The organism is Candidatus Obscuribacterales bacterium (assembly GCA_036703605.1).
In the GTDB taxonomy this organism is placed as follows: domain Bacteria; phylum Cyanobacteriota; class Cyanobacteriia; order RECH01; family RECH01; genus RECH01.
The window spans coordinates 12,506-31,023 of sequence record DATNRH010000405.1 but is presented as its reverse complement, the minus strand read 5'-3'; the positions used below and the strand labels follow the sequence as shown (position 1 = coordinate 31,023).

The following is an 18,518-nucleotide window of genomic DNA, read 5'->3' as shown; positions in this document are numbered from 1 at the left end:
CAGCTTCAGGAAATCTTCATGGCCAGCGCGAAATTGAAGGATGAAGTATTTAGGGTAGTGGTGTATGGTCAGGATCATGATTGAAGAGAAGCATGATAGGGCTAGACAACACACCAACGCGACTCAAGAAGATAGTCGGCTAGTTTTCGCTAGGCACGTATCAAAATTCATTCCCCCAATCTTCCCCCAAAATGCCTTAAAACACCCCTAATGAGCGGTCAAAAGGTGGGATAACCTGAGGAAAATTTCAGTTATGTAGATGAGCTGAAACGCTTATTAGAACGGAGAGAGAGGGATTCGAACCCTCGGTACGACCTAAACCGTACAACAGATTAGCAATCTGCCGCTTTCGACCACTCAGCCATCTCTCCAATATGCTGGTCTTTTATAGTAGCAGATCTTTTCCCACACTCAAACACTTTTCTCAAGCAGCTTGAGCCGGTTGATCCACCTCAGCTATTATGCCTCAGATCGGGTTTCAAGCGGTAGAAAAATCGTCAAAATTTCGCCATGGTGTGGACGATGGCGCACAATCAGTTTTCCACCCAGAGCCTGGAACAAGTTCTTGGTGACGTCAAGATTCAGGCTAAGATTACCCGTCTCAGGTTGAAACATCAGCAAATCGCCAATGGACTGCAACGTGGGCGCAAAGAAGCCATAGGACACCGGGTCAGGAATAGGGCGATCGCTCTTATGGTCTAGGTGCGATCGCAACTGTAGTTTGAGTTGGCTGCCAGCGAGGGAGACCTGCATTTGGATATGGCTACCAGAGGGTAACGTCTGGGTGATCCGATCAATAAGGCCGCTGAGCATTTGGTTGAGCATCACCGGATCGCTCACCACCATCGGTAACGTCTGGGGTAGGCGCACATCCAAGGTGAGGTTGCGCTGGCTGGCCCGCTCTTGCCATTGGGGTACGCCATCGTGGAAAACCTGTTTCAGCGAAATGGACGCCAGGGAGTGGGCGCAGGGTTTGCTGGCTTCTGTCTCTAGCTCCACAGCGCGGAAAATTAGGTTGAAGCGATCGATTTGTTGGGTACATTCCCGATCGATCATGGCCAACCGTTTAGCAATATCGGGCGTCACCTCTTTGCGTCGCAGCAGCAGCCGCGTCAGGGTGCGAATGGTGGACAGGGGCGTACGCACCTCGTGGGCGATCGCCCTCAGCAATTCCACATCGGCCCGTCCGTGGGTATCTAAGTGAGTTGGGTGTAATGCTGGCTCCTGCGCATGCATCGGCTGAAAACCATCCACAGGGCAAGAGGGAGCTACATCAATATTGTGTACCTCAGGATGGCTCGGCTCGGGCAAATGCATCAGCATCAACCGATGAAATTGGGTGACGACTCGGTAGTCAGGGGTGGGTGGCGCAAACTGTTGCACCAGATGATCGAGCTGGGAAAGAACATGGGGCGCACTGAGCACGAGGCGTGAGCGCAGCGATCGCCAAGCCTGCATCACCACATCGGGCACAAAGGACACGAGAAAAACTGGATCCCCAGTTGTGTCGCGTCCTAGGGTCATCACCACCCCAAACTGAGGTGTGAGCGCTAGGCAGAATTGCTCCTGAGCTAGGGGATCATGGACGAGCAGCGGCAAGGTGGAGGAGGTCGAAAAGGAACGAGGCGCATTCGTCTCCGATGAAGGCAAGAGGTGGTAAGGAAGCCAATCTGCCAAGCTCAGCTCGGCGGTCATCGTCCAACTAGCTACGTGGTCAGCCAACCCGGACTGCAAAATGGGTGCGGGCCCTGAGAGCACCACACCAATGGCATAATGCCCCGAATCTGAGGAGGAGGGCACCATGGCGGCAAAACAGGCATTCAAAGCAGCGATCGCCCCTGACCATTGCCGTTCCATGCTTGCCTGACGCTGCTCTGGAGTTTTGTCTAGGGGTGGCGGAGCCGCATTCGGCATCAGCGAGCCGAGGATGTCCTGCTCTCCTAGGGCAATAATTTCACTTAATGTTGGTGCATACCATGTGTTCACCGGCATTCCCCTCACCCGTTCCCGCGCGATCATGTCATTTCGCCACTGCCTTTCCCTTGACAATACTGGGTGATGGCGTTGGCGACTAGCTGTGCAACCGAACGCATTGGTCGCAATCACCGCCCTAGCAGATCAGGAACTTGATTCGCTCCTAGGTTTACCGAGAGATGGTCTAGGGAATAACGTTCAGCCGACCCTGACAAAGGAGCTGACCGGGTTCAATCCGCAGATCGTCGATATGGACATCCTGCCCAAGGTCAATATCGAAGTTCATCCAAGCTGGAATGGGATCCACGGGCGATCGCCACTGAGAATCCGTCAACCGCAGAATATGCCCGTTCACCATGGATAACCCCGTAGCGATCACCATAGGCGTCGCTTGATCGGCAAGGGTGACCGTCAATACCAAGCGATCGCGCTCTAGGGATACCTGTAGATGCTCAATGGCCAGAGGCGTCACCGCATCTGCTGACTGCAGCAGTGGACTGAGGACATCGGCTACGCCATTGGACAGGAGCGGTGTTTGCAGGGAAGCATTCAGATCAGCTTCTGATAAACAGACAGCTACCTCCACCGGAATCACCTCCAGCAATCGCAGCGGCTTTCCCCGCACCACTTGCCCAAGATTGACGCGAATATTTTGAGCTTGAAGCTGCAGTTGACTGAGGTAGAGCCCCTGATAGACGGCCCCCTCCGCACCAACGGCTACCTGGGGAAGGTACCCCGATAGGATTTGGCGATCGCCCCCCTGAATATCGATCTCCAGGGTTTGAATCGATTCCACCTGCGATCGCAACCAGACATGGACGGCAGGCGTTAGCAGGCGAGTAATGATGTGGCTTTGTCTAGCAGCAGAAAAGGCGGCAGTGGTAGGCTCTGGGGGATCGAAAGAGGTTGGCATAGCGATCGTGGGTGGATGACATGTCTCAGAGAACGGCAAGACAGCGGCCTAAAAGCTCAGCATACACATCTTCAAGCAAGGTTGAGCATCTACCTATATCACCTAGATACGGCTGGACTCCGTGCTCAATCACACAGGCTGAGATGGGTGCGATCAATTTGTCATGAAATCAATACATTAAGCGATCCCAACATGATCCCGCTCTGATCCCGAAGGCGATCGCAATTGTCAATTTTTCATGACAAATCGATCCCCAAACCTCAACAAATCTCGTCAAGACCAGCGAAATCAAGACAGATAGCCTCTTGACCAAATCCTTAACTTTCTGCACTATAAGAGCAAGTTGATCCCCGCACCCTGATCCCAGTCGCCTATCACGACCGTGATAGATGTTTCAGGTCTTTGGAACATGAGCGATACATGATAGCGGACTCCCTCACACCCGGTTTTATTAAAATGACTAACTCGAATCATTGCAGTGTCAGGGGAATACAAGGTTTAGACCATCTGCATTCGAGACGTCTGTCGATTGCTGTCAGAACTACTGGAGAACACACATGACACAGGACTTTCCCCCTCTTGAAGAGATGACCTTGCGACAGCTTCGTAAGCTTGCCAGCAGATATGGTGTCTCCCGATACAGTCGCATGAGGAAGGACGAATTGCTCAGTTCCATTCGCGACAAGATGAAACAGGCTGGTGTTGCTGGGCCCACAGTTGTTACGTCAAATTCATCCCACTCATTGGAGGCGCAGGAAGAAGTGGAAGCCGCTAAATTCGATGTTGGTCAAACAGATCGTTCAGTTGCGACGTTGGCCGTAGTTGATGAGGGACTAGAGGATTTGCCATCCGGCTATGGCGAAAGCAGTATCGTGCTCATGCCCCGTGATCCCCAGTGGGCCTACGCTTACTGGGATGTGCCTAATGATCAAAAAGAAGAGCTGCGGCGGCAAGGCGGCATCCGCCTTGCCCTACGGTTTTATGACGTCACTGCCCTGGATATGAACGTCCAGCGCCCCCATAGCCTGCAGCAGTACGAATGTGATGAACTAGCACGAGAATGGTATCTGCCGATCCCCGTGAGCGATCGCGACTATGTAGCAGAAATTGGCTACATCTGCGCCGATGGTCGGTGGCTGGTGCTGGCTCGCTCCACACCCGCCCATATTCCGCCCGTCTATCCCTCCGACTGGATCGAAGACCAGTTCCTCAGCATCACCTGGGATGAAGACCTACGCGGCAAAACCTACGCGAATCTCGTTCCCCCCAGCCGTCGCATGGCCACCGCCCAAAGCCCCATCTACGACCAAATCTTTGATATGGCGGAGTCGGTGGAAGCTCAGCGGGTAGCAGGTTCTCTCTTTGGCTCCATGCAACAGGTGCCAGAAGAAGCTCTCAGCTCCTACGTGTTCCCATCCGGTGTGGGCATGTGGGCAGCGCCGACCATGTCTGGAGCAGGCATGTCGGGCGTGGGCATGGCTGGTGCAGCGGGTATGTCCGGCGTGGGCATGTCGGGCATGGGCATGGCTGGTGTCGCGGGCATGTCGGGTATGGGCATGGTCGGTGGTATGTCCGGCGTGGGCATGATTGGCGGTATGTCCGGCGCAGGCATGATTGGCGGTATGTCCGGCGTGGGCATGATTGGCGGCATGTCCGGCATTGGCATGTCGGGTGTGGGCTTCTCCGCTTCTGCACCACCGATTCGCCCCCGGCAGTTCTGGCTGATTGCCGATGCTGAACTGATTGTGTATGGTGCAACCGAACCTGATGCCACAGTGACCATCGGTGGTCGTCCCATTAAGCTCAACCCCGATGGCACCTTCCGTTTCCAAATGTCGTTCCAAGATGGCTTGATCGACTATCCCATCAAGGCGGTGGCAGCAGATGGTGAACAAACTCGCTCTATTCAGATGAAATTCACCCGCGAAACCCCTGAGCGCAACACCAACACCAAGGAAGATGCAGTGGTGGAGTGGTTGAACTAAGGTTCACCGATGTGAAGCATCGTTCTGCTTAACTCATGATTCGACAGATTCCCTGCTACCTTGGTGGCGGGGATTTCTTTTGCCTCGCTTCACAAAGCAGTGCGTTACAGCTACGCCGAACAGCAACTCAGCCCCTGCGATCGCCCTCACCTTACCTAGAGATGGTTGCCCAGAAATGGTTGCCCAGAAATGTTAAGACCCCAGACATCAAAAGCGATCGCTCCCTTTGTAACAGTTCTACCCTCACCAGAGCCAACGCTATCTAGTTGGCTGGTGGGTAGAGCTGAGTATATTCTGATGTATTGATAGAGAAGGTGACCGCTAACATTTTGGGTCAGCGGCTCATTCTAGTTACGAGTTAACCTGCCAAGCTTGGACGTGAGAGACATAAGGAACGGTTGTGATTGACCTAAAGCAGATACGCGATAACTTTGATGACGTGCAGGCCCGCTTGAGCCGCCGAGGGCCCTATGATCTCCAACCCTTAGTGGCACTGGATCAAGAACAGCGAGATCTCGAAACGAAGCGATCGCAACTGCAGGCCCGCAGCAATGAAATTGGTAAACAGGTTGGGCAAGCTATGAGGTCTGGTGTGGCAGCGGATGCCCCTGAAATCCTAGCCCTGCGAGAAGCCGGTAATCAGCTCAAGGCCCAGATTGCTGAACTAGAACCCACGGAAAAAGGGCTAAAGGCAGAGCTGGAGTCTATTTTGCTGGCGTTACCTAATCTGCCCAGCGCCTCAACTCCTTTGGGGACAAGCGAAGATGACAATGTGGAGGTACGTCGCTGGGGAGATGAGTATCTGCCCAGCACCAACGATCAACTCCCCCACTGGGAGATCGGCGAAAAGCTAGGTATTCTCAACTTCGAGCGATCCACCCGCATTGCCCAAAGTCGATTCGTCACTCTCATTGGTGCTGGCGCGGCCCTAGAGCGATCGCTGATCCAGTTCATGCTCGATCGCCATACCGCTGCTGGCTTTACCGAAATCATTCCGCCCTTCTTGGTCAACACCCAGTCCCTCACTGCGTCGGGTCAGTTGCCCAAGTTTGCAGATGAAAGCTTTAAGTGCGATCGCGACGACCTTTGGCTAACCCCCACCGCCGAAGTGCCCCTCACCAGCTTCCACCGCGATGAAATTCTGTCCCTAGATGACCTGCCTCTCTATTACTGTGCCTACACACCCTGCTTCCGCCGCGAAGCCGGCAGCTACGGGCGCGATACCCGAGGGCTGATCCGCCTGCACCAGTTCCACAAGGTCGAGATGTTCAAATTTGTCCATCCTGACCATTCCTTTGCAGAATTGGAACTACTGACCGCCAGCGCCGAAGGTATCCTGCAAGCCCTGCAGCTCCCCTACCGCGTGCTGGAACTTTGTACCGGCGATCTGGGCTTTTCTGCCACCAAAACCTATGACCTAGAAGTGTGGATGCCGTCATCGGGCAAATATCGGGAAATTTCAAGCTGCTCCAACTGCCTAGATTTCCAAGCAAGGCGCGCCAACATTCGCTTTAAGGAACCGGGTAAAAAGGGCACCCAGTATGTCCACACCCTCAATGGCTCCGGGCTGGCCATTGGACGCACCATGGCGGCCATTCTAGAAAACTACCAGCAGCCCGATGGTACGGTGCGGGTGCCGGATGCCTTGCAGCCCTATCTGAAGCGAGAGGTGCTGTAGTAACATCGAGGTCATATCGAGGGCGATCGCTCTAGTCTAGGTCATCAGGGTCATCCCGGTGCTTCCCAGAATCTGGGGTAACATGGAGAGCGATCGCCCGCCGCCTCCTAGTTTTCACGTACGCTAGATGGCGGAACCCAGAGCAAGCTCCCCTGAACCGTCCTGATTTCTTCAGGGTGCATCTGAAGATTAGAATGAAGTCGATAGGGTTGTCATTTGCGCAGCGATCGGGGGTTGCCATAGGTCAACATCTAGGACTATTGACGTTAGCAACTGTGTCTGGCTAACCTCCGTTAGACCACTCAACAGCGTTCGTATGATCTATCACAGGGCGATCGATATACGTGCAAGATGTATCGTGCTTTTTATGCTCAGTATGGCGACAGCCAGCCAACTGGATAGTGTAGAATGTCTGTACCCGATGCCCCAAAATCAAGCGCTCTGAGCAATTGATATCGCTGCTCTATAGCCCAGTCCAATGCCGAACTAGACGTGGAGTCTGGCCATATTATAGTGAGCGGCTATCACCTCATCCAAGCTATCCAGGGTTAGTTGAAACGTTATGACTACAGTGTTAATTGTGGATGATAGTCAAACCTTGAGGCAGATGCTCTCAGATTTACTTCAAGAGCAGGGGATTAAGGTCATTGAAGCCACCAATGGGGTGGAGGCTAAGGAAAAGATTCAGTCTAGCTCTAGCTATCCCGATTTAGTGATTACAGATTTGATTATGCCGCAGATGAACGGCTATGAACTGTGTCGCTGGATTAAGAATGAACCCAAGGCTCAGAATATTCCTGTCCTAGTTTGCACCACCAAAAGCGAAGATTTCGATCGCTACTGGGGTATGCGTCAAGGTGCCGATGCTTACATTACCAAGCCGTTTCATCCGCCGGAACTGCTGCAAACCGTGAAACAGTTGTTGCGCAGTCAAGCTAGCTAAAAACCAGTCGGTTGATGCTGGTTGACGGACAAACCTCGAAGACCCTCACCCCCTTGTGGTAGGGTGCCGTTAGGCGGAGCCGTAACGCAGCGTTTTGCAAGGCTTTGATGCGTTATGCTCATGCATTCTACAAATCAAGGTCTCGTTATCTAGCGCCTAGTTCCTGACCTCTCTCTCCGTCCCGCTCCACCCTGTCCCATCGTCAACGATCGCCCCCGTGACCTATCGGAACCCTGCCCCAACCGTAGACATCATTGTTGAACTCACCCACCGCCCACATCGTCCCATTGTGTTGATCGAGCGGCTGAATCCGCCCTATGGGTGGGCCATTCCCGGTGGCTTTGTGGACTATGGCGAATCGGTGGAAACGGCGGCACGACGGGAGGCGAAGGAAGAAATTGGTCTCGATATTGAGCTGATCGATCAGTTCCATGTCTACTCCGACCCCGATCGCGATCCCCGGCAACATACCCTGAGTATTGTCTTCTTGGCGATCGCTGCGGCAGATCCAGTTTCCGGCGATGACGCCAAAACGGTGCAGGTTTTTGAGCCGTGGCAGGTGCCCGATCGTCTATGCTTTGATCACGATCGCATCCTGGAAGATTATTGGCGCTATCGATTTCATGGGCAACGCCCGCGTCTGTAAGTGTTTCAGGAAAAGCGATCGGGTTATTTATACGATTTGACGCCCATGACCCGCACTGTTATTCAAACCAATCAAGCTCCCGCACCGGTGGGGCCCTATAGTCAAGCGATCGCTGCCAGCGGCACTCTGCTGTTTGTGGCCGGACAAATTCCCCTCGATCCCCAAAGCGGAGCCCTGGTGGGAGGTGACGACGTCGCCCAGCAAACCCAGCAGGTGATGGCCAATCTCACCGCCATTTTGACTGCAGCCGGAGCCTCCTGTGCTGATGTGGTAAAAACCACAGTTTTTTTAAGTGATATGAATGACTTCGCCGCTGTGAATGCGGTCTATAGCAAATTTTTTGATGCTGACACAGCCCCAGCCCGTGCCTGCGTAGAAGTGTCTCGTCTGCCTAAAGACGTCAAGGTTGAAATTGACTGCATCGCGGTAGTGCCTAGCCCATAGAACACCTTGGGTGAGAGGGGGCAATTCCCTACCTTCCGTTCGGTTCCACTCACTACCCATCCATGGGGTCGGGTTGATAGATTGTGAGCATGGTAAGAACAATAACAAGGTTAGTGAGGTTTTCGACGTGAATAACCCATCTGACAGAAAGGCCAGTGTGTTTGCAGGTATTGATCGGGGCAACTCCCTGTGGCAGTACATGCAGTCCATGAGTCCTGAAACAGTCGCTCAGCTCTCAAAACCCAATTCTGCTGAAGTGTTCCAAATGATGGAGCATCACATTGTCGGTATGCTCGGCGGGCTGCCTTCCGATCAGTTTGATGTATCCATTACCACCAGCCGTGAAAATTTAGGCCGGCTCCTCGCATCTGCGATGATGAATGGCTATTTCCTGCGCGGTGCAGAACAGCGGATGACCTTTGAGCGATCGCTGCAGGCCGACGCTACCTCATCCACCGATCTCTAGAACCAGGCAGATTTAGGGGCGATCGCTGCCTGCGACCGTTGATCAACCTGTGAAATAATGATCCGGTACGTTGATAGCTATCCCCCGTGGTGCCCCCATTTCGTTGTGCCGATTCTGCTTCCCTAGGCGATATCCCCAGCATGATACCGTCCCTAGAGGATAGTGCCTGCTCCATCCCAACCTTGGATGTTCGATTCCTGCGGCGATCGCTTTTAGATTGGTATGCCCACCAAGGGCGATCGCTCCCTTGGCGTGAGACCCGAGATCCCTATGCCATCTGGATCTCCGAGGTCATGCTTCAACAAACCCAAGTTAAAACCGTTATTCCCTACTATCACCGCTGGCTAGAGCAGTTTCCCTCCGTTGCTGCTCTGGCCCAAGCCGACCAGCAGCAGGTGTTGAAAGTCTGGCAGGGGCTAGGCTACTATGCGCGGGCCCGGCGGCTGCACCAAGCAGCCCAACAACTTTTAGAGCGCCACCAAGGGCAGTTTCCCTCTAGCTTCGATGCCGTGCTGGCCTTGACCGGCATTGGTCAAACCACAGCGGGCGGTATTCTCAGCGCCGCGTTCAATTTGCCCTACCCGATTCTTGACGGCAACGTCAAGCGAGTTCTGGCGCGGCTTTGTGCTCTCCAAGCCCCGCCAAACCGTAGGCTGAAACAGCTTTGGCAGGTATCATCAGAAGTGTTAGATACCCAACATCCTCGCGACTTTAACCAGGCGCTGATGGATCTGGGTGCTACGATCTGCACGCCGAAACAACCCCAGTGCGATCGCTGTCCGTGGCAGCCCGTTTGCCAAGCCCATGCCCGCAATCTACAAACCCAACTACCCATGTCTGAACCGCGTAATCCGATACCCCATAAGCAGATTGGCGTCGCCGTTATTTGGAATGAGCAGGGTCAGATTTTAATCGATCGCCGCCGTCCAGAGGGATTGCTGGGCGGCATGTGGGAATTTCCAGGGGGCAAAATTGAGCCGGGAGAAACGGTGGAAGCCTGCATCCAGCGAGAGATCCAGGAAGAGTTAGCCATTGACATAGCCGTGGGCGATCGCCTGATTGTGATTGACCATGCCTATAGCCATTTCCGCGTCACCCTCAATGTCCATCATTGTTCCCATCTCAACGGTGACCCCCAACCCTTAGAATGTGATGAGATCCGCTGGGTTCAACCTGATGAACTAGAGCAATACCCGTTCCCCAAGGCCAATGTGCAGATCATTGAGGCCATCTTAGCAACGGCGATCCCTGCCCGTTCGTAACAGGAGGCCCATGGGTTAGGACATCAAGAGACCTTGGAAACGTTCCAACAGTTGAACGTTCATCTAGGACAAATCTCAACCAACCTGACCACAGCGCCATAACCCACAGCCCGTTGATCCATGACCCTGCCCACTCCCACGTTGAAGGGGGCATTCTCACTAGTTAATCGATTCAGGAACCCATGTCTGAAAACCAGGACTTAGAGCACGATTTTCAAGCCGGTGACCAGGTGCGTTTGATGAACGCGCTGCCCTACGTCAAAACCGCTGACCCGATGCCCATGCTGCGCCCACCCAATGTCGTGACCATTGGGGAAGAAGGCACCATAGTCGATCGCCGGCCGGGTGGCTATTGGGGCGTGCGGTTCTCGAAGGGCATTTTTTTGATGGAAGGCCGCAACTTAGAGCTAGCGGTTGACGAGCCTGCCGAGGAGACCGATGTGGCAGACGATGAAACTGCTCTTGTATCGGAGAGCGAAACAGATGAGGCCGAATCGGAAGACTAAGGCTGGCTAATCCTAGGGACACTTGCTGTAGAGCAGTAAGTGGGGAGACGCAACGATTAGCAAGCATTGAGCGACGTCAAAAGGCTCCAATCCTGACAAGAAGAGGGTTGAGCGAAGCCAAAACCCGGCAAACTGCATGTCATGGAGTCCATCTACATCTCGGTGGGGCGATCGCCTTGCCCTTGTCTGAGCACCTAGGCTTGTCCATGCAGTCCAGCAGATCAGAGGCTCTAACCAGCCCCCGTAATTGATTGCCAAACCACCTGCCAAAGCTGTTGCGTGTAGTTGAGCAGTTCACTAGGGCCAATGCCAAACAAAAGCTGTACCAGCAGCACCACAATGGCAATCATGATCGCTGTATTCAGCGTAGCTTTGAAGACGCGCAGCAGCCATGTGAAGACGGCGATCGTGACAAGAATGGCTGCAATTAAGATGACCAGATCCATGGTTAAACCTAGAGGTAAAGAGCAGTCAACATCCTACCTGGATTGGGATGGGTACATCCCACTGTTGGAGCCCACCCTTCGGGAAGCAAGCTACACCCTAAATCCCTCTCCCGTTCCGGGAGAGGGACTTTGAATCCTTCTCCCCTTTTCCCCAAAAAAGAGAGAAGGGGTTGGGAGATGTAGAGCTTGCGCTTCCCAAAGAGTGGGTCAACTTGCAAAACTGGGATGCACTCGATTGGGATAGCCGTCAACGCGCGCCTTATCGTTCAGGTGCTGGGCAGGATATGTAATGTTGAATAAAATGGGGCTGAGCCTTAGAATCCATTGAACCTCGGATGTTCTAAATGCTCAACCCCAGCTCGGTTTTCCAGTTTCCGTTGAACAGCTACAACAGCAGCAGCCTCATTTCGGATAGATGCAACAAATCAAACGATCGCATCTAGGTCTATTCCACCCCCTCAATCGGTGCAAAACCTTGCCGCTGAACGTTTTCCGTAATGACCCGTGGTTCTAAAAATTGCATCAGGTAATCGGGGCCGCCGGCCTTCGAGCCCACCCCTGAGAGTTTGAAACCTCCGAAGGGTTGCCGGGAAACGATCGCCCCCGTAATGCTGCGGTTGATGTATAAATTACCGACCTCAAAACCGGCCTCTGCCTGGGCAATGTGGGAGGGAGTGCGGGAATAAAGACCGCCGGTGAGCGCATAGGCCGTGCCGTTGGCCAGGGCGATCGCCTCTCCAAAGGTCTCTGCTTTCATCACCGCCAGCACCGGCCCAAAGATTTCCTCCTGTGCCAGACGTCCCGTCGGCGGTACATCGGTGAAGATCACTGGGCCAACAAAGTAGCCAGTATCAGGAGCATCCATTTCTAGGGCAACGGTGGCCTCAGTCTTGCCTTGGGCGATCGCCTCTCGAATCCGGCTCTGGGCAGCGGCATCAATCACGGGGCCCACTTGGGTACTAGGTTGATCTGCCGGCCCCACGTTGAGCGATCGCGTAGCTTCCACCAAGCGCGCCACAAAGGTATCGTAGATCGACGCCATGACAATCACCCGCGAACAGGCGGAGCATTTCTGACCGCTGTAGCCAAAGGCGGAGTAAACCACCCCCTGCACCGCTTGATCCAAATCGGCGCTTTCGTCCACGATGATGGCATTCTTGCCGCCCATTTCCGCCACCACCCGCTTCAGGTGTTTTTGCCCACGACGCAACACCGCTGCCTCGGCATAGATCTGGCAACCCACCTCCTGGGAACCAGTGAAGGTAATCATATGGACATCAGGATGCTGTACCAAGTGAGAGCCCACGGTGGAACCCCGCCCCGGCACATATTGGAAGACACCCTTGGGAATGCCAGCATCGACGAGAATGTCCGTGAGCTTGGCAGCGATCGCCCCCGTACTATTCGCCGGTTTGAGCAGCGTACAGTTACCTGCCACTAAGGACGCCACGGTCATGCCGGTGGGAATGGCTAGGGGGAAGTTCCAAGGGGAGATAATCACCGAAATGCCGCGCGGTTGGTAGATATAGCGATTGGTTTCCCCAGGCAGATCGTAGGCATAGCCTTGATCCAAGCGCTCCATCTCATCGGCATAGTAGCGGCAGAAATCAATGGCTTCCGAGACCTCCGGATCCGCTTGATGCAGCGCCTTACCGCCTTCCAGCACCATGAGCGCCGATAGATCCGCCCGTTGTGCTTCCATCAAGTCCGCGGCTCGGCGCAGAATGGCGGCCCGTTCCAAAGCTGGGGTTGCGCGCCAGGCAGGGAAGGCGGCCTTAGCGGCTTGGATGGCCTGCTCCGCCTGGTCGATGCTGATTAACCCAATGGTGCCAATCACCTCCGAGGGATTGGAGGGATTCACCGAGTCGATGGTCTCCGCCGTGTTGCGATACTGGCCATCAATCAGCGGTAAGTAGGATTGCCCCAACTGGCTGCGTAGGTTGGAAAGGGCAGTCTGGGCGCGATCGCGTTCTGCCGCATCCGCATAGTCTGTATCCGCCACGTTGGGGAAAGCTGGCTTGAGCGTTGCCGGTAGATGGGATTGGGTTTCCATCGCCGGTGGAGCTAGAAGGTCATCCACGGGCCGTTCTTCCAGGTTTTGCCGTAGAAAGGAACTATTGGCCGTATTTTCCAGCAGGCGACGAATCAAGTAAGCCATGCCGGGAATCAGGTCGCCGTAGGGACAGTAGACCCGCACGCGGTAGCCCTGCCCCACCAAAGCATCCGCCAGCTTATCCGCCATGCCGTAGAGCACCTGCAGCTCAAACCGACGGGCAGGGATTTTCAGGGACTGGGCAATGGCGATCGCGTGGGCCTGGGAACGCACGTTGTGGCTACCGATGGCGGCGTAGAGATAGTCATGATGCTCCAGCAGCAGCCGGGTCATGGCTTCAAAATTGGCATCGGTGGAAGACTTGAGGCTATACACGGGATGAGCCCAGTCGTGCTGCACCGCTTTGATGGTTTCCTGATCCCAGTAGGCACCTTTGACCAACCGCACCGTTACGGGACAGCCCCGTTCCTTAGCCCAGGCGATCAGCCCCTGGAGATCCGTCAAACTATCCCTGAGATAGGCCTGGAGGGTAACGCCAATATCAGAGCGATCGCGGAATTCATCTTCCAGTAAAATCTGTTTCAAAATCGCCAGAGTCAGATCCTTGTAGGTATACTGCTCCATGTCGAAATGCACGGCGGCCCCCAGCTCCTTAGCCCGGCGCAGCAGTGTGCGAATGCGATCGCTCACTTTAGCCTGACTGCCAATGGCATCCAGGGGATCAAACTGGGAATAAAAGGCCGTCAGCTTCACCGATACCTGCACCCGAGGCAGGGCTTCCCCATCCGCCTGATCAATCTGAGGGATTGCCGACCAGCGCTGGGCCGCTGTAGTTAAGGCCTGCATTAACTCCAGATAGCGATCGAGGTATTGCTGGGCCTCGGTTTCGGTAATCACCGCTTCCCCTAGCAAATCCACGGTAAATGCCATGCGCTGCTTACGAAGCTGCTCGATAGATTTGAGGGCTTGCTGAACGGTTTCCCCTGCGATATATTTACGCGCCAAGGTTTCCACCGCCGTCTTCACCGTTGTGGCGGCGGCTTGCCCTGGCAGGGAGCTAGCATCAGCAAAGTTGAGTAGGCCTTTCAGCGCGCTGGGCAATTCAACGCTTTCCTGGCTCAAATATTCCTGCAGGTGCCGGGCCACCTCGGTATTGCTGCGCAGGGCCGGTAGGCAGTCGATGAATCGAAACAACTGCACCCGTAGCCCAGGGTTGCCCATCGTCCAGGCCAGCAGCTTATCGTCCCAGCGCATTTGGTCACGCATTTGGGCAAAGAGCGATCGCTTCTCCCGAGTTGCCGATAGAAGATCACGGGCGATCGCTAGGGTTTGACTCTCGTAGGGGTTAGGTCCCCCTGGGTGAAGGCTTGGATCTGAAACGTGTAAAACCACAGAATACTCCTTGGTGAGGGCGAACAATTCATGAGCCGACCCAAACCTCGCCTGAACTCCGACTCAGGCAACGTCAGCGCTTGATCGTGTCCAGCCTCAACAGCTTGGGTCACAGATTCGGCTTGGCCCATCCGCCAAACCGAAAACAAAAGGCAGGAGTGAGATGCTCCTGCCCTAGTTCTATTGTCCAGTTTTTTGACCCTGACCAACCCAAGGTTTCTTGACCCCGGCAGGAAACCTTAGCGGCTGTCCGAGCGGCCAGCCTCAGCCTCTAAGCCCGCCATAGCCGGCTCAGCCCCTGACTCAACCACCTCAGACTCAACCCCAAGCAGCTCTTCCGTTGAGATCTCTAGGGTAGCGGCAGCAGCAGGCTTGTGGTGAAACCGAATGCCTAGGAAAATGTCGTACAAAAAGCTCCAAAAGTTTTTGCCGTTCAATAAACCTAGGGACTGCTCACAGCCTTTCGCGTCCAGCAGCGGTCGTGTAGCCCGGTAGGCAGGTTGGTATTTGTACCAAGGAATGGATGGCCAAAGATGGTGAATCAGATGATAGTTTTGCCCCATAATCAACAGGTTCAAAACCGGGCTAGGATACACCCGAGCATTCTTCCAGCGATCGCGTTCTTTGAACGGACGATGGGGCAAATAATCAAAAAACAACCCCAACGCTAAGCCCACCACCAGCGCCGGCGAAAACCAATAGTTAAACAAATACCCCAGAAAGTCATACTGAACCGCCAGGTAGACCACACTAGCAACGGCTAGGCGTCCTAAAAACCATTCCAGTAGCTCAAACTTTCGCCACAGGCGACGCTTAAAAAAGAAAATCTCGTGGTAGAAAAACCTGGCGGCAATTAACCACAGCGGCCCGCCCGTGGACACAAAATGATCAGGATCATTTTCCGGATCATTCACATTGGCATGGTGCTGCATGTGGACGCGGGTGAAGACGGGGAACGAAAACCCCAGCATCAGCGCGCTGCCGTGACCCAAGGCTGAGTTCATAATGCGATTTTCATGGGCCACATTGTGGGACGCATCATGGATGACGGTACCCACCAAATGCAACGCTAGGGTATTGGCCAGGAAGCAGATCCAGCCGGGCAACCCCCAGCGGAAATAGCCTAGGGTTGACAGGGCAGCGGTGGCAACCGCAACCAAAAACATAATCAGAGTAGGGTTCACATCACGGGGTGGCCCCAAAAACTCTTTCGGTACTGTCAGCGGCTTAACGGCCTCCGACATCGCTTCTTTCTCCTTCAACTGGTGGTGCACAGGGCTGAGGCAAAACCCTCGGGGGAGCGATCGCCCTCTCAGATCGTTCAGCCAGGAAAACGGGCTCCGGACGTGAGCAAGTTGGTCAATCCGGGTTAGTGTTCCTTGCGTAGTATAAGATAAGGGCGAAGAAGAATAAAGTTTTGTGAAATTAGCTCATTTAATGAAACGAGCTAGGAAAGGCTGGATTTTAGTCATCATCGTCGCAATGGCGAGGATTAACCGGTGAACTTTCTAGAAACAGCAGCGAGCTTGTCCGTAGTTCTCCCGAGCACCTGTGATCAATCCGTCTTTGTGACATCAAAGGAAATAGATAGAGCATCACCAACGACGGGACCGAGCAGCAGATAGGTGGTCATTGCTCCTTTGCCTTTGATCTGAACACTGCCCCTAGACTGAAAGTCGTAGCGATCGCTCAATCGTTGATATACCGCCTCTGTAACCTGAATACCACCGGCAATCCCTTGGGATTCCATCCGGCTAGCCACATTGACTGTATCGCCCCAGAGGTCGTAGATAAACTTTTTCATGCCAATCACCCCCGCCACGACGGGGCCGACGTTAATGCCAATGCGGATTTGTAGTGGCTTATCGTCTTTGAGAGAGAACTGGGCGATCGCCGCCTGCATATCCAGCGCCATCTCAGCGATCGCCCCTAGATGCTCTGGATCTTCCACCGGCAGACCGCCGACCACCATGTAAGAATCTCCAATCGTCTTGATCTTCTCCAGGGCATGTTTATCGGCTAAGCGATCGAATTCAGAAAAGATTTCGTTGAGAATTTGCACCAAGTCTTGGGGAGGAATGCCCGTAGACAGTTCCGTAAAACCGACGACGTCTGCAAAGAGAACAGAAGCCTCCGCAAAACTTTCAGCAATGGTGCGGTGCTCTTGCTTCAACTGTCGGGCCACGGTGGCCGGCAAAATGTTCAACAAAAGCCGCTCGGAGCGATCGCGCTCCTGCCGCAGAGACTTCAGGGCTTGAAACTCAGAGCGCTGCAGCTTTTCATACAGGTAGACCGAGATATTGCAAATGCCAAAAAACCAAAAGAAGTAGAGAATTTGGCGAGAATCTTGAGCGATCGCCTCCGGCACCGTCAGCCCTAGGAGACCGTTCACACCGTAGTAGTAAAGCAAGACACCGGCCTGGGTCAGCACATGCAGCGGCCAGCGCACTGGAATGATCGCCGCCAGCACCAAAAAGACCAGCGTCCAAGAATACATGGCTGGTAGCGCAAACCCATTGATCGTTGCCCACAGTTGCTCACCTAAGGTGATAATCCACGCTGTGGCCACAAACAAAACATCAGGATGTTGCCGCCCCCAAGCAGTTTTCAGCAGCAGCCAACATACCGTTAGCCCCAGCACACTTCCGGCTGCCATCCAAAGCCAGCCATCCGCAGTTTCCGCGAGCCCATTGCCAACCTTGAGCAAGGTATAGACCATGAACGTCCCATAGGCCACAATGGCAAGCTGTAGACTAAACGTGAGACGACGATGCATAAATTGCCGTCGTCGAGCACGGTAGCTGCGAGAGTCTCGGGGAAATATAATCGGGAGCGATCGCTTTCCCCAAAACAACAGCCGCCTAAACAAGCTCCGCCAGCTCGAAGTGATCATGTTGCGTTATGACCTTCCGTAAACGTCGCGAACCAGCCACGAAACCTTCGTCCTAGATGGATTTTTACACCTTGGTCATAGACGCTTACCGGATCAAGGCACCTAAACACCGTAATAGTCGTCAGTCATCAATGTAGGGTATTCTCTAGATAATTCAAGAGCAGGTCATGGGCAACCTGATATAGATATATCTTATGCTCTCAGCCTAGACCTCAATGGTCAACTCTCCGCTCTCGCCCTAGGAACGGAGGATGTTTAACCCTTAGCCTTCACGTGTGATTGAAACTCCTATGGCGTCTGCTTCCACCCCTCTCAACACCCCTCGATCAGCTCGTCTCCGACGTTGGTTTCGAGCCAGTAGCCTTTTGGTCACGGCTCTAACCATCGGGGCGATCGCTCCCCTCAGCCAATGGTCTTCCGCCACCGCTCAGACGCCCGGTCAAGCTCTTACTCTGCGCTCCGACATTCAAGAAGCCAATTCCATCACCGGTGTGATTACCGCTCGGGGCAATGTGCAAATTGACTACCCCGCCCGCCAAATCCAGGCCACGTCGGCCCAAGCGCTTTACTACAGCCGCGAACAGCGGATTGTGCTCAGTGGCGATGTTTATGTGCTGCAAGAAGGTAATAGCCTGCGTGGGGAAACCGTCACGTACCTAATTGAAGAAGGGCGGTTTGTGGCGCTGCCCGATCGCGGTCAGCAGGTACAGTCGATCTATATCGTGCCCGATGAAAATCCAGAACCCGTAGGCAGCGGAGCCGTTGCACCAGAACAGTCAGATTTTGATCCAAAAACAGAAATTCTGGAGCCCGTTGAGTAACAAAATCCTCCCGAGGGGTTGTCCTCTGCTAGGATGAGCGTCATACCTGAGCATCGATGGCCATCCCCCATGGGCCCAAGTCTACTCGCCGATTAT

At 54.1% G+C, this 18,518-nt stretch carries 16 protein-coding genes and 1 tRNA gene; 10 read left to right on the top strand and 7 right to left on the bottom strand.

The window, feature by feature from the left end:
* Positions 1 to 282: 282 nt before the first annotated feature.
* The 3 genes from V6D20_08415 to V6D20_08405 all read right to left on the bottom strand — a co-directional run bounded on the left by V6D20_08415 (position 283) and on the right by V6D20_08405 (position 2,887).
* Positions 283 to 371 (bottom strand) — tRNA-Ser (locus V6D20_08415).
* A gap of 88 nt (positions 372 to 459) precedes the next feature.
* Complete coding sequence (locus V6D20_08410) at positions 460 to 1,992, bottom strand: histidine kinase dimerization/phospho-acceptor domain-containing protein (protein HEY9815804.1); 1,533 nt, start codon at positions 1,990 to 1,992, stop codon at positions 460 to 462.
* Between the two features lie 166 nt (positions 1,993 to 2,158).
* Positions 2,159 to 2,887, bottom strand: a complete 729-nt coding sequence (locus tag V6D20_08405; protein HEY9815803.1) for a DUF2993 domain-containing protein — start codon at positions 2,885 to 2,887, stop codon at positions 2,159 to 2,161.
* 557 nt (positions 2,888 to 3,444) lie between these two features.
* Between V6D20_08405 and V6D20_08400 the strand changes: the two genes are divergently transcribed.
* The 9 genes from V6D20_08400 to V6D20_08360 all read left to right on the top strand — a co-directional run bounded on the left by V6D20_08400 (position 3,445) and on the right by V6D20_08360 (position 10,817).
* Positions 3,445 to 4,872, top strand: coding sequence for a DUF4912 domain-containing protein (locus V6D20_08400; GenBank protein HEY9815802.1), 1,428 nt, complete (start codon positions 3,445 to 3,447; stop codon positions 4,870 to 4,872).
* Between the two features lie 35 nt (positions 4,873 to 4,907).
* On the top strand, positions 4,908 to 5,138 hold the full coding sequence (locus tag V6D20_08395) for a hypothetical protein (GenBank protein HEY9815801.1): 231 nt from the start codon (positions 4,908 to 4,910) through the stop codon (positions 5,136 to 5,138).
* A gap of 134 nt (positions 5,139 to 5,272) precedes the next feature.
* The gene (gene serS / locus V6D20_08390) at positions 5,273 to 6,550 is read left to right on the top strand and encodes a serine--tRNA ligase (protein HEY9815800.1); all 1,278 of its coding nucleotides are present in this window, start codon (positions 5,273 to 5,275) and stop codon (positions 6,548 to 6,550) included.
* 562 nt (positions 6,551 to 7,112) lie between these two features.
* Positions 7,113 to 7,493, top strand: a complete 381-nt coding sequence (locus tag V6D20_08385) for a response regulator (protein ID HEY9815799.1) — start codon at positions 7,113 to 7,115, stop codon at positions 7,491 to 7,493.
* Positions 7,494 to 7,710: 217 nt separating this feature from the next.
* On the top strand, positions 7,711 to 8,139 hold the full coding sequence (locus tag V6D20_08380; GenBank protein HEY9815798.1) for an NUDIX hydrolase: 429 nt from the start codon (positions 7,711 to 7,713) through the stop codon (positions 8,137 to 8,139).
* A 45-nt stretch (positions 8,140 to 8,184) separates the two neighbouring features.
* Positions 8,185 to 8,583 (top strand): RidA family protein, encoded by a 399-nt coding sequence (locus tag V6D20_08375; GenBank protein ID HEY9815797.1) that lies wholly within the window; start codon positions 8,185 to 8,187, stop codon positions 8,581 to 8,583.
* A 127-nt stretch (positions 8,584 to 8,710) separates the two neighbouring features.
* Positions 8,711 to 9,049 (top strand): DUF760 domain-containing protein, encoded by a 339-nt coding sequence (locus tag V6D20_08370; protein HEY9815796.1) that lies wholly within the window; start codon positions 8,711 to 8,713, stop codon positions 9,047 to 9,049.
* A gap of 86 nt (positions 9,050 to 9,135) precedes the next feature.
* Entirely contained in the window at positions 9,136 to 10,311 is a 1,176-nt protein-coding gene (gene mutY / locus V6D20_08365) for an A/G-specific adenine glycosylase (GenBank protein ID HEY9815795.1), read from the top strand.
* Between the two features lie 182 nt (positions 10,312 to 10,493).
* Complete coding sequence (locus tag V6D20_08360; GenBank protein ID HEY9815794.1) at positions 10,494 to 10,817, top strand: DUF3148 domain-containing protein; 324 nt, start codon at positions 10,494 to 10,496, stop codon at positions 10,815 to 10,817.
* Positions 10,818 to 11,047: 230 nt separating this feature from the next.
* Here the strand turns inward: V6D20_08360 and V6D20_08355 are convergent, their stop codons facing one another.
* From V6D20_08355 to V6D20_08340, 4 genes are all read right to left on the bottom strand, one after another.
* Positions 11,048 to 11,263: a hypothetical protein gene (locus V6D20_08355; protein ID HEY9815793.1), complete on the bottom strand. Its 216-nt coding sequence runs from the start codon at positions 11,261 to 11,263 to the stop codon at positions 11,048 to 11,050.
* Between the two features lie 445 nt (positions 11,264 to 11,708).
* A complete protein-coding gene (pruA, locus tag V6D20_08350; protein ID HEY9815792.1) occupies positions 11,709 to 14,708 on the bottom strand; it encodes an L-glutamate gamma-semialdehyde dehydrogenase in 3,000 nt (999 codons plus the stop codon).
* A 239-nt stretch (positions 14,709 to 14,947) separates the two neighbouring features.
* Positions 14,948 to 15,952 carry a fatty acid desaturase gene (locus V6D20_08345; GenBank protein ID HEY9815791.1) on the bottom strand — a complete coding sequence of 335 codons (1,005 nt, stop codon included), beginning with the start codon at positions 15,950 to 15,952 and terminating at the stop codon, positions 14,948 to 14,950.
* A 311-nt stretch (positions 15,953 to 16,263) separates the two neighbouring features.
* Positions 16,264 to 17,601 carry an adenylate/guanylate cyclase domain-containing protein gene (locus tag V6D20_08340; GenBank protein HEY9815790.1) on the bottom strand — a complete coding sequence of 446 codons (1,338 nt, stop codon included), beginning with the start codon at positions 17,599 to 17,601 and terminating at the stop codon, positions 16,264 to 16,266.
* Between the two features lie 290 nt (positions 17,602 to 17,891).
* On the opposite strand from V6D20_08340, the gene V6D20_08335 reads away from it, so the two are divergent.
* On the top strand, positions 17,892 to 18,422 hold the full coding sequence (locus tag V6D20_08335) for an LptA/OstA family protein (protein ID HEY9815789.1): 531 nt from the start codon (positions 17,892 to 17,894) through the stop codon (positions 18,420 to 18,422).
* Positions 18,423 to 18,518 lie beyond the last annotated feature (96 nt).

What these genes read in the sequence shown, in the direction of transcription:
- V6D20_08340 (HEY9815790.1), bottom strand. Translation starts at nt 17,601, where the DNA reads ATGATCACTTCGAGCTGGCGGAGCTTGTTTAGGCGGCTGTTGTTTTGG.
- V6D20_08355 (HEY9815793.1), bottom strand. Translation starts at nt 11,263, where the DNA reads ATGGATCTGGTCATCTTAATTGCAGCCATTCTTGTCACGATCGCCGTC.
- V6D20_08375 (HEY9815797.1), top strand. Translation starts at nt 8,185, where the DNA reads ATGACCCGCACTGTTATTCAAACCAATCAAGCTCCCGCACCGGTGGGG.
- V6D20_08345 (HEY9815791.1), bottom strand. Translation starts at nt 15,952, where the DNA reads ATGTCGGAGGCCGTTAAGCCGCTGACAGTACCGAAAGAGTTTTTGGGG.
- V6D20_08395 (HEY9815801.1), top strand. Translation starts at nt 4,908, where the DNA reads ATGATTCGACAGATTCCCTGCTACCTTGGTGGCGGGGATTTCTTTTGC.
- V6D20_08385 (HEY9815799.1), top strand. Translation starts at nt 7,113, where the DNA reads ATGACTACAGTGTTAATTGTGGATGATAGTCAAACCTTGAGGCAGATG.
- V6D20_08410 (HEY9815804.1), bottom strand. Translation starts at nt 1,992, where the DNA reads ATGCCGGTGAACACATGGTATGCACCAACATTAAGTGAAATTATTGCC.
- V6D20_08360 (HEY9815794.1), top strand. Translation starts at nt 10,494, where the DNA reads ATGTCTGAAAACCAGGACTTAGAGCACGATTTTCAAGCCGGTGACCAG.
- V6D20_08405 (HEY9815803.1), bottom strand. Translation starts at nt 2,887, where the DNA reads ATGCCAACCTCTTTCGATCCCCCAGAGCCTACCACTGCCGCCTTTTCT.
- V6D20_08400 (HEY9815802.1), top strand. Translation starts at nt 3,445, where the DNA reads ATGACACAGGACTTTCCCCCTCTTGAAGAGATGACCTTGCGACAGCTT.
- V6D20_08335 (HEY9815789.1), top strand. Translation starts at nt 17,892, where the DNA reads ATGGCGTCTGCTTCCACCCCTCTCAACACCCCTCGATCAGCTCGTCTC.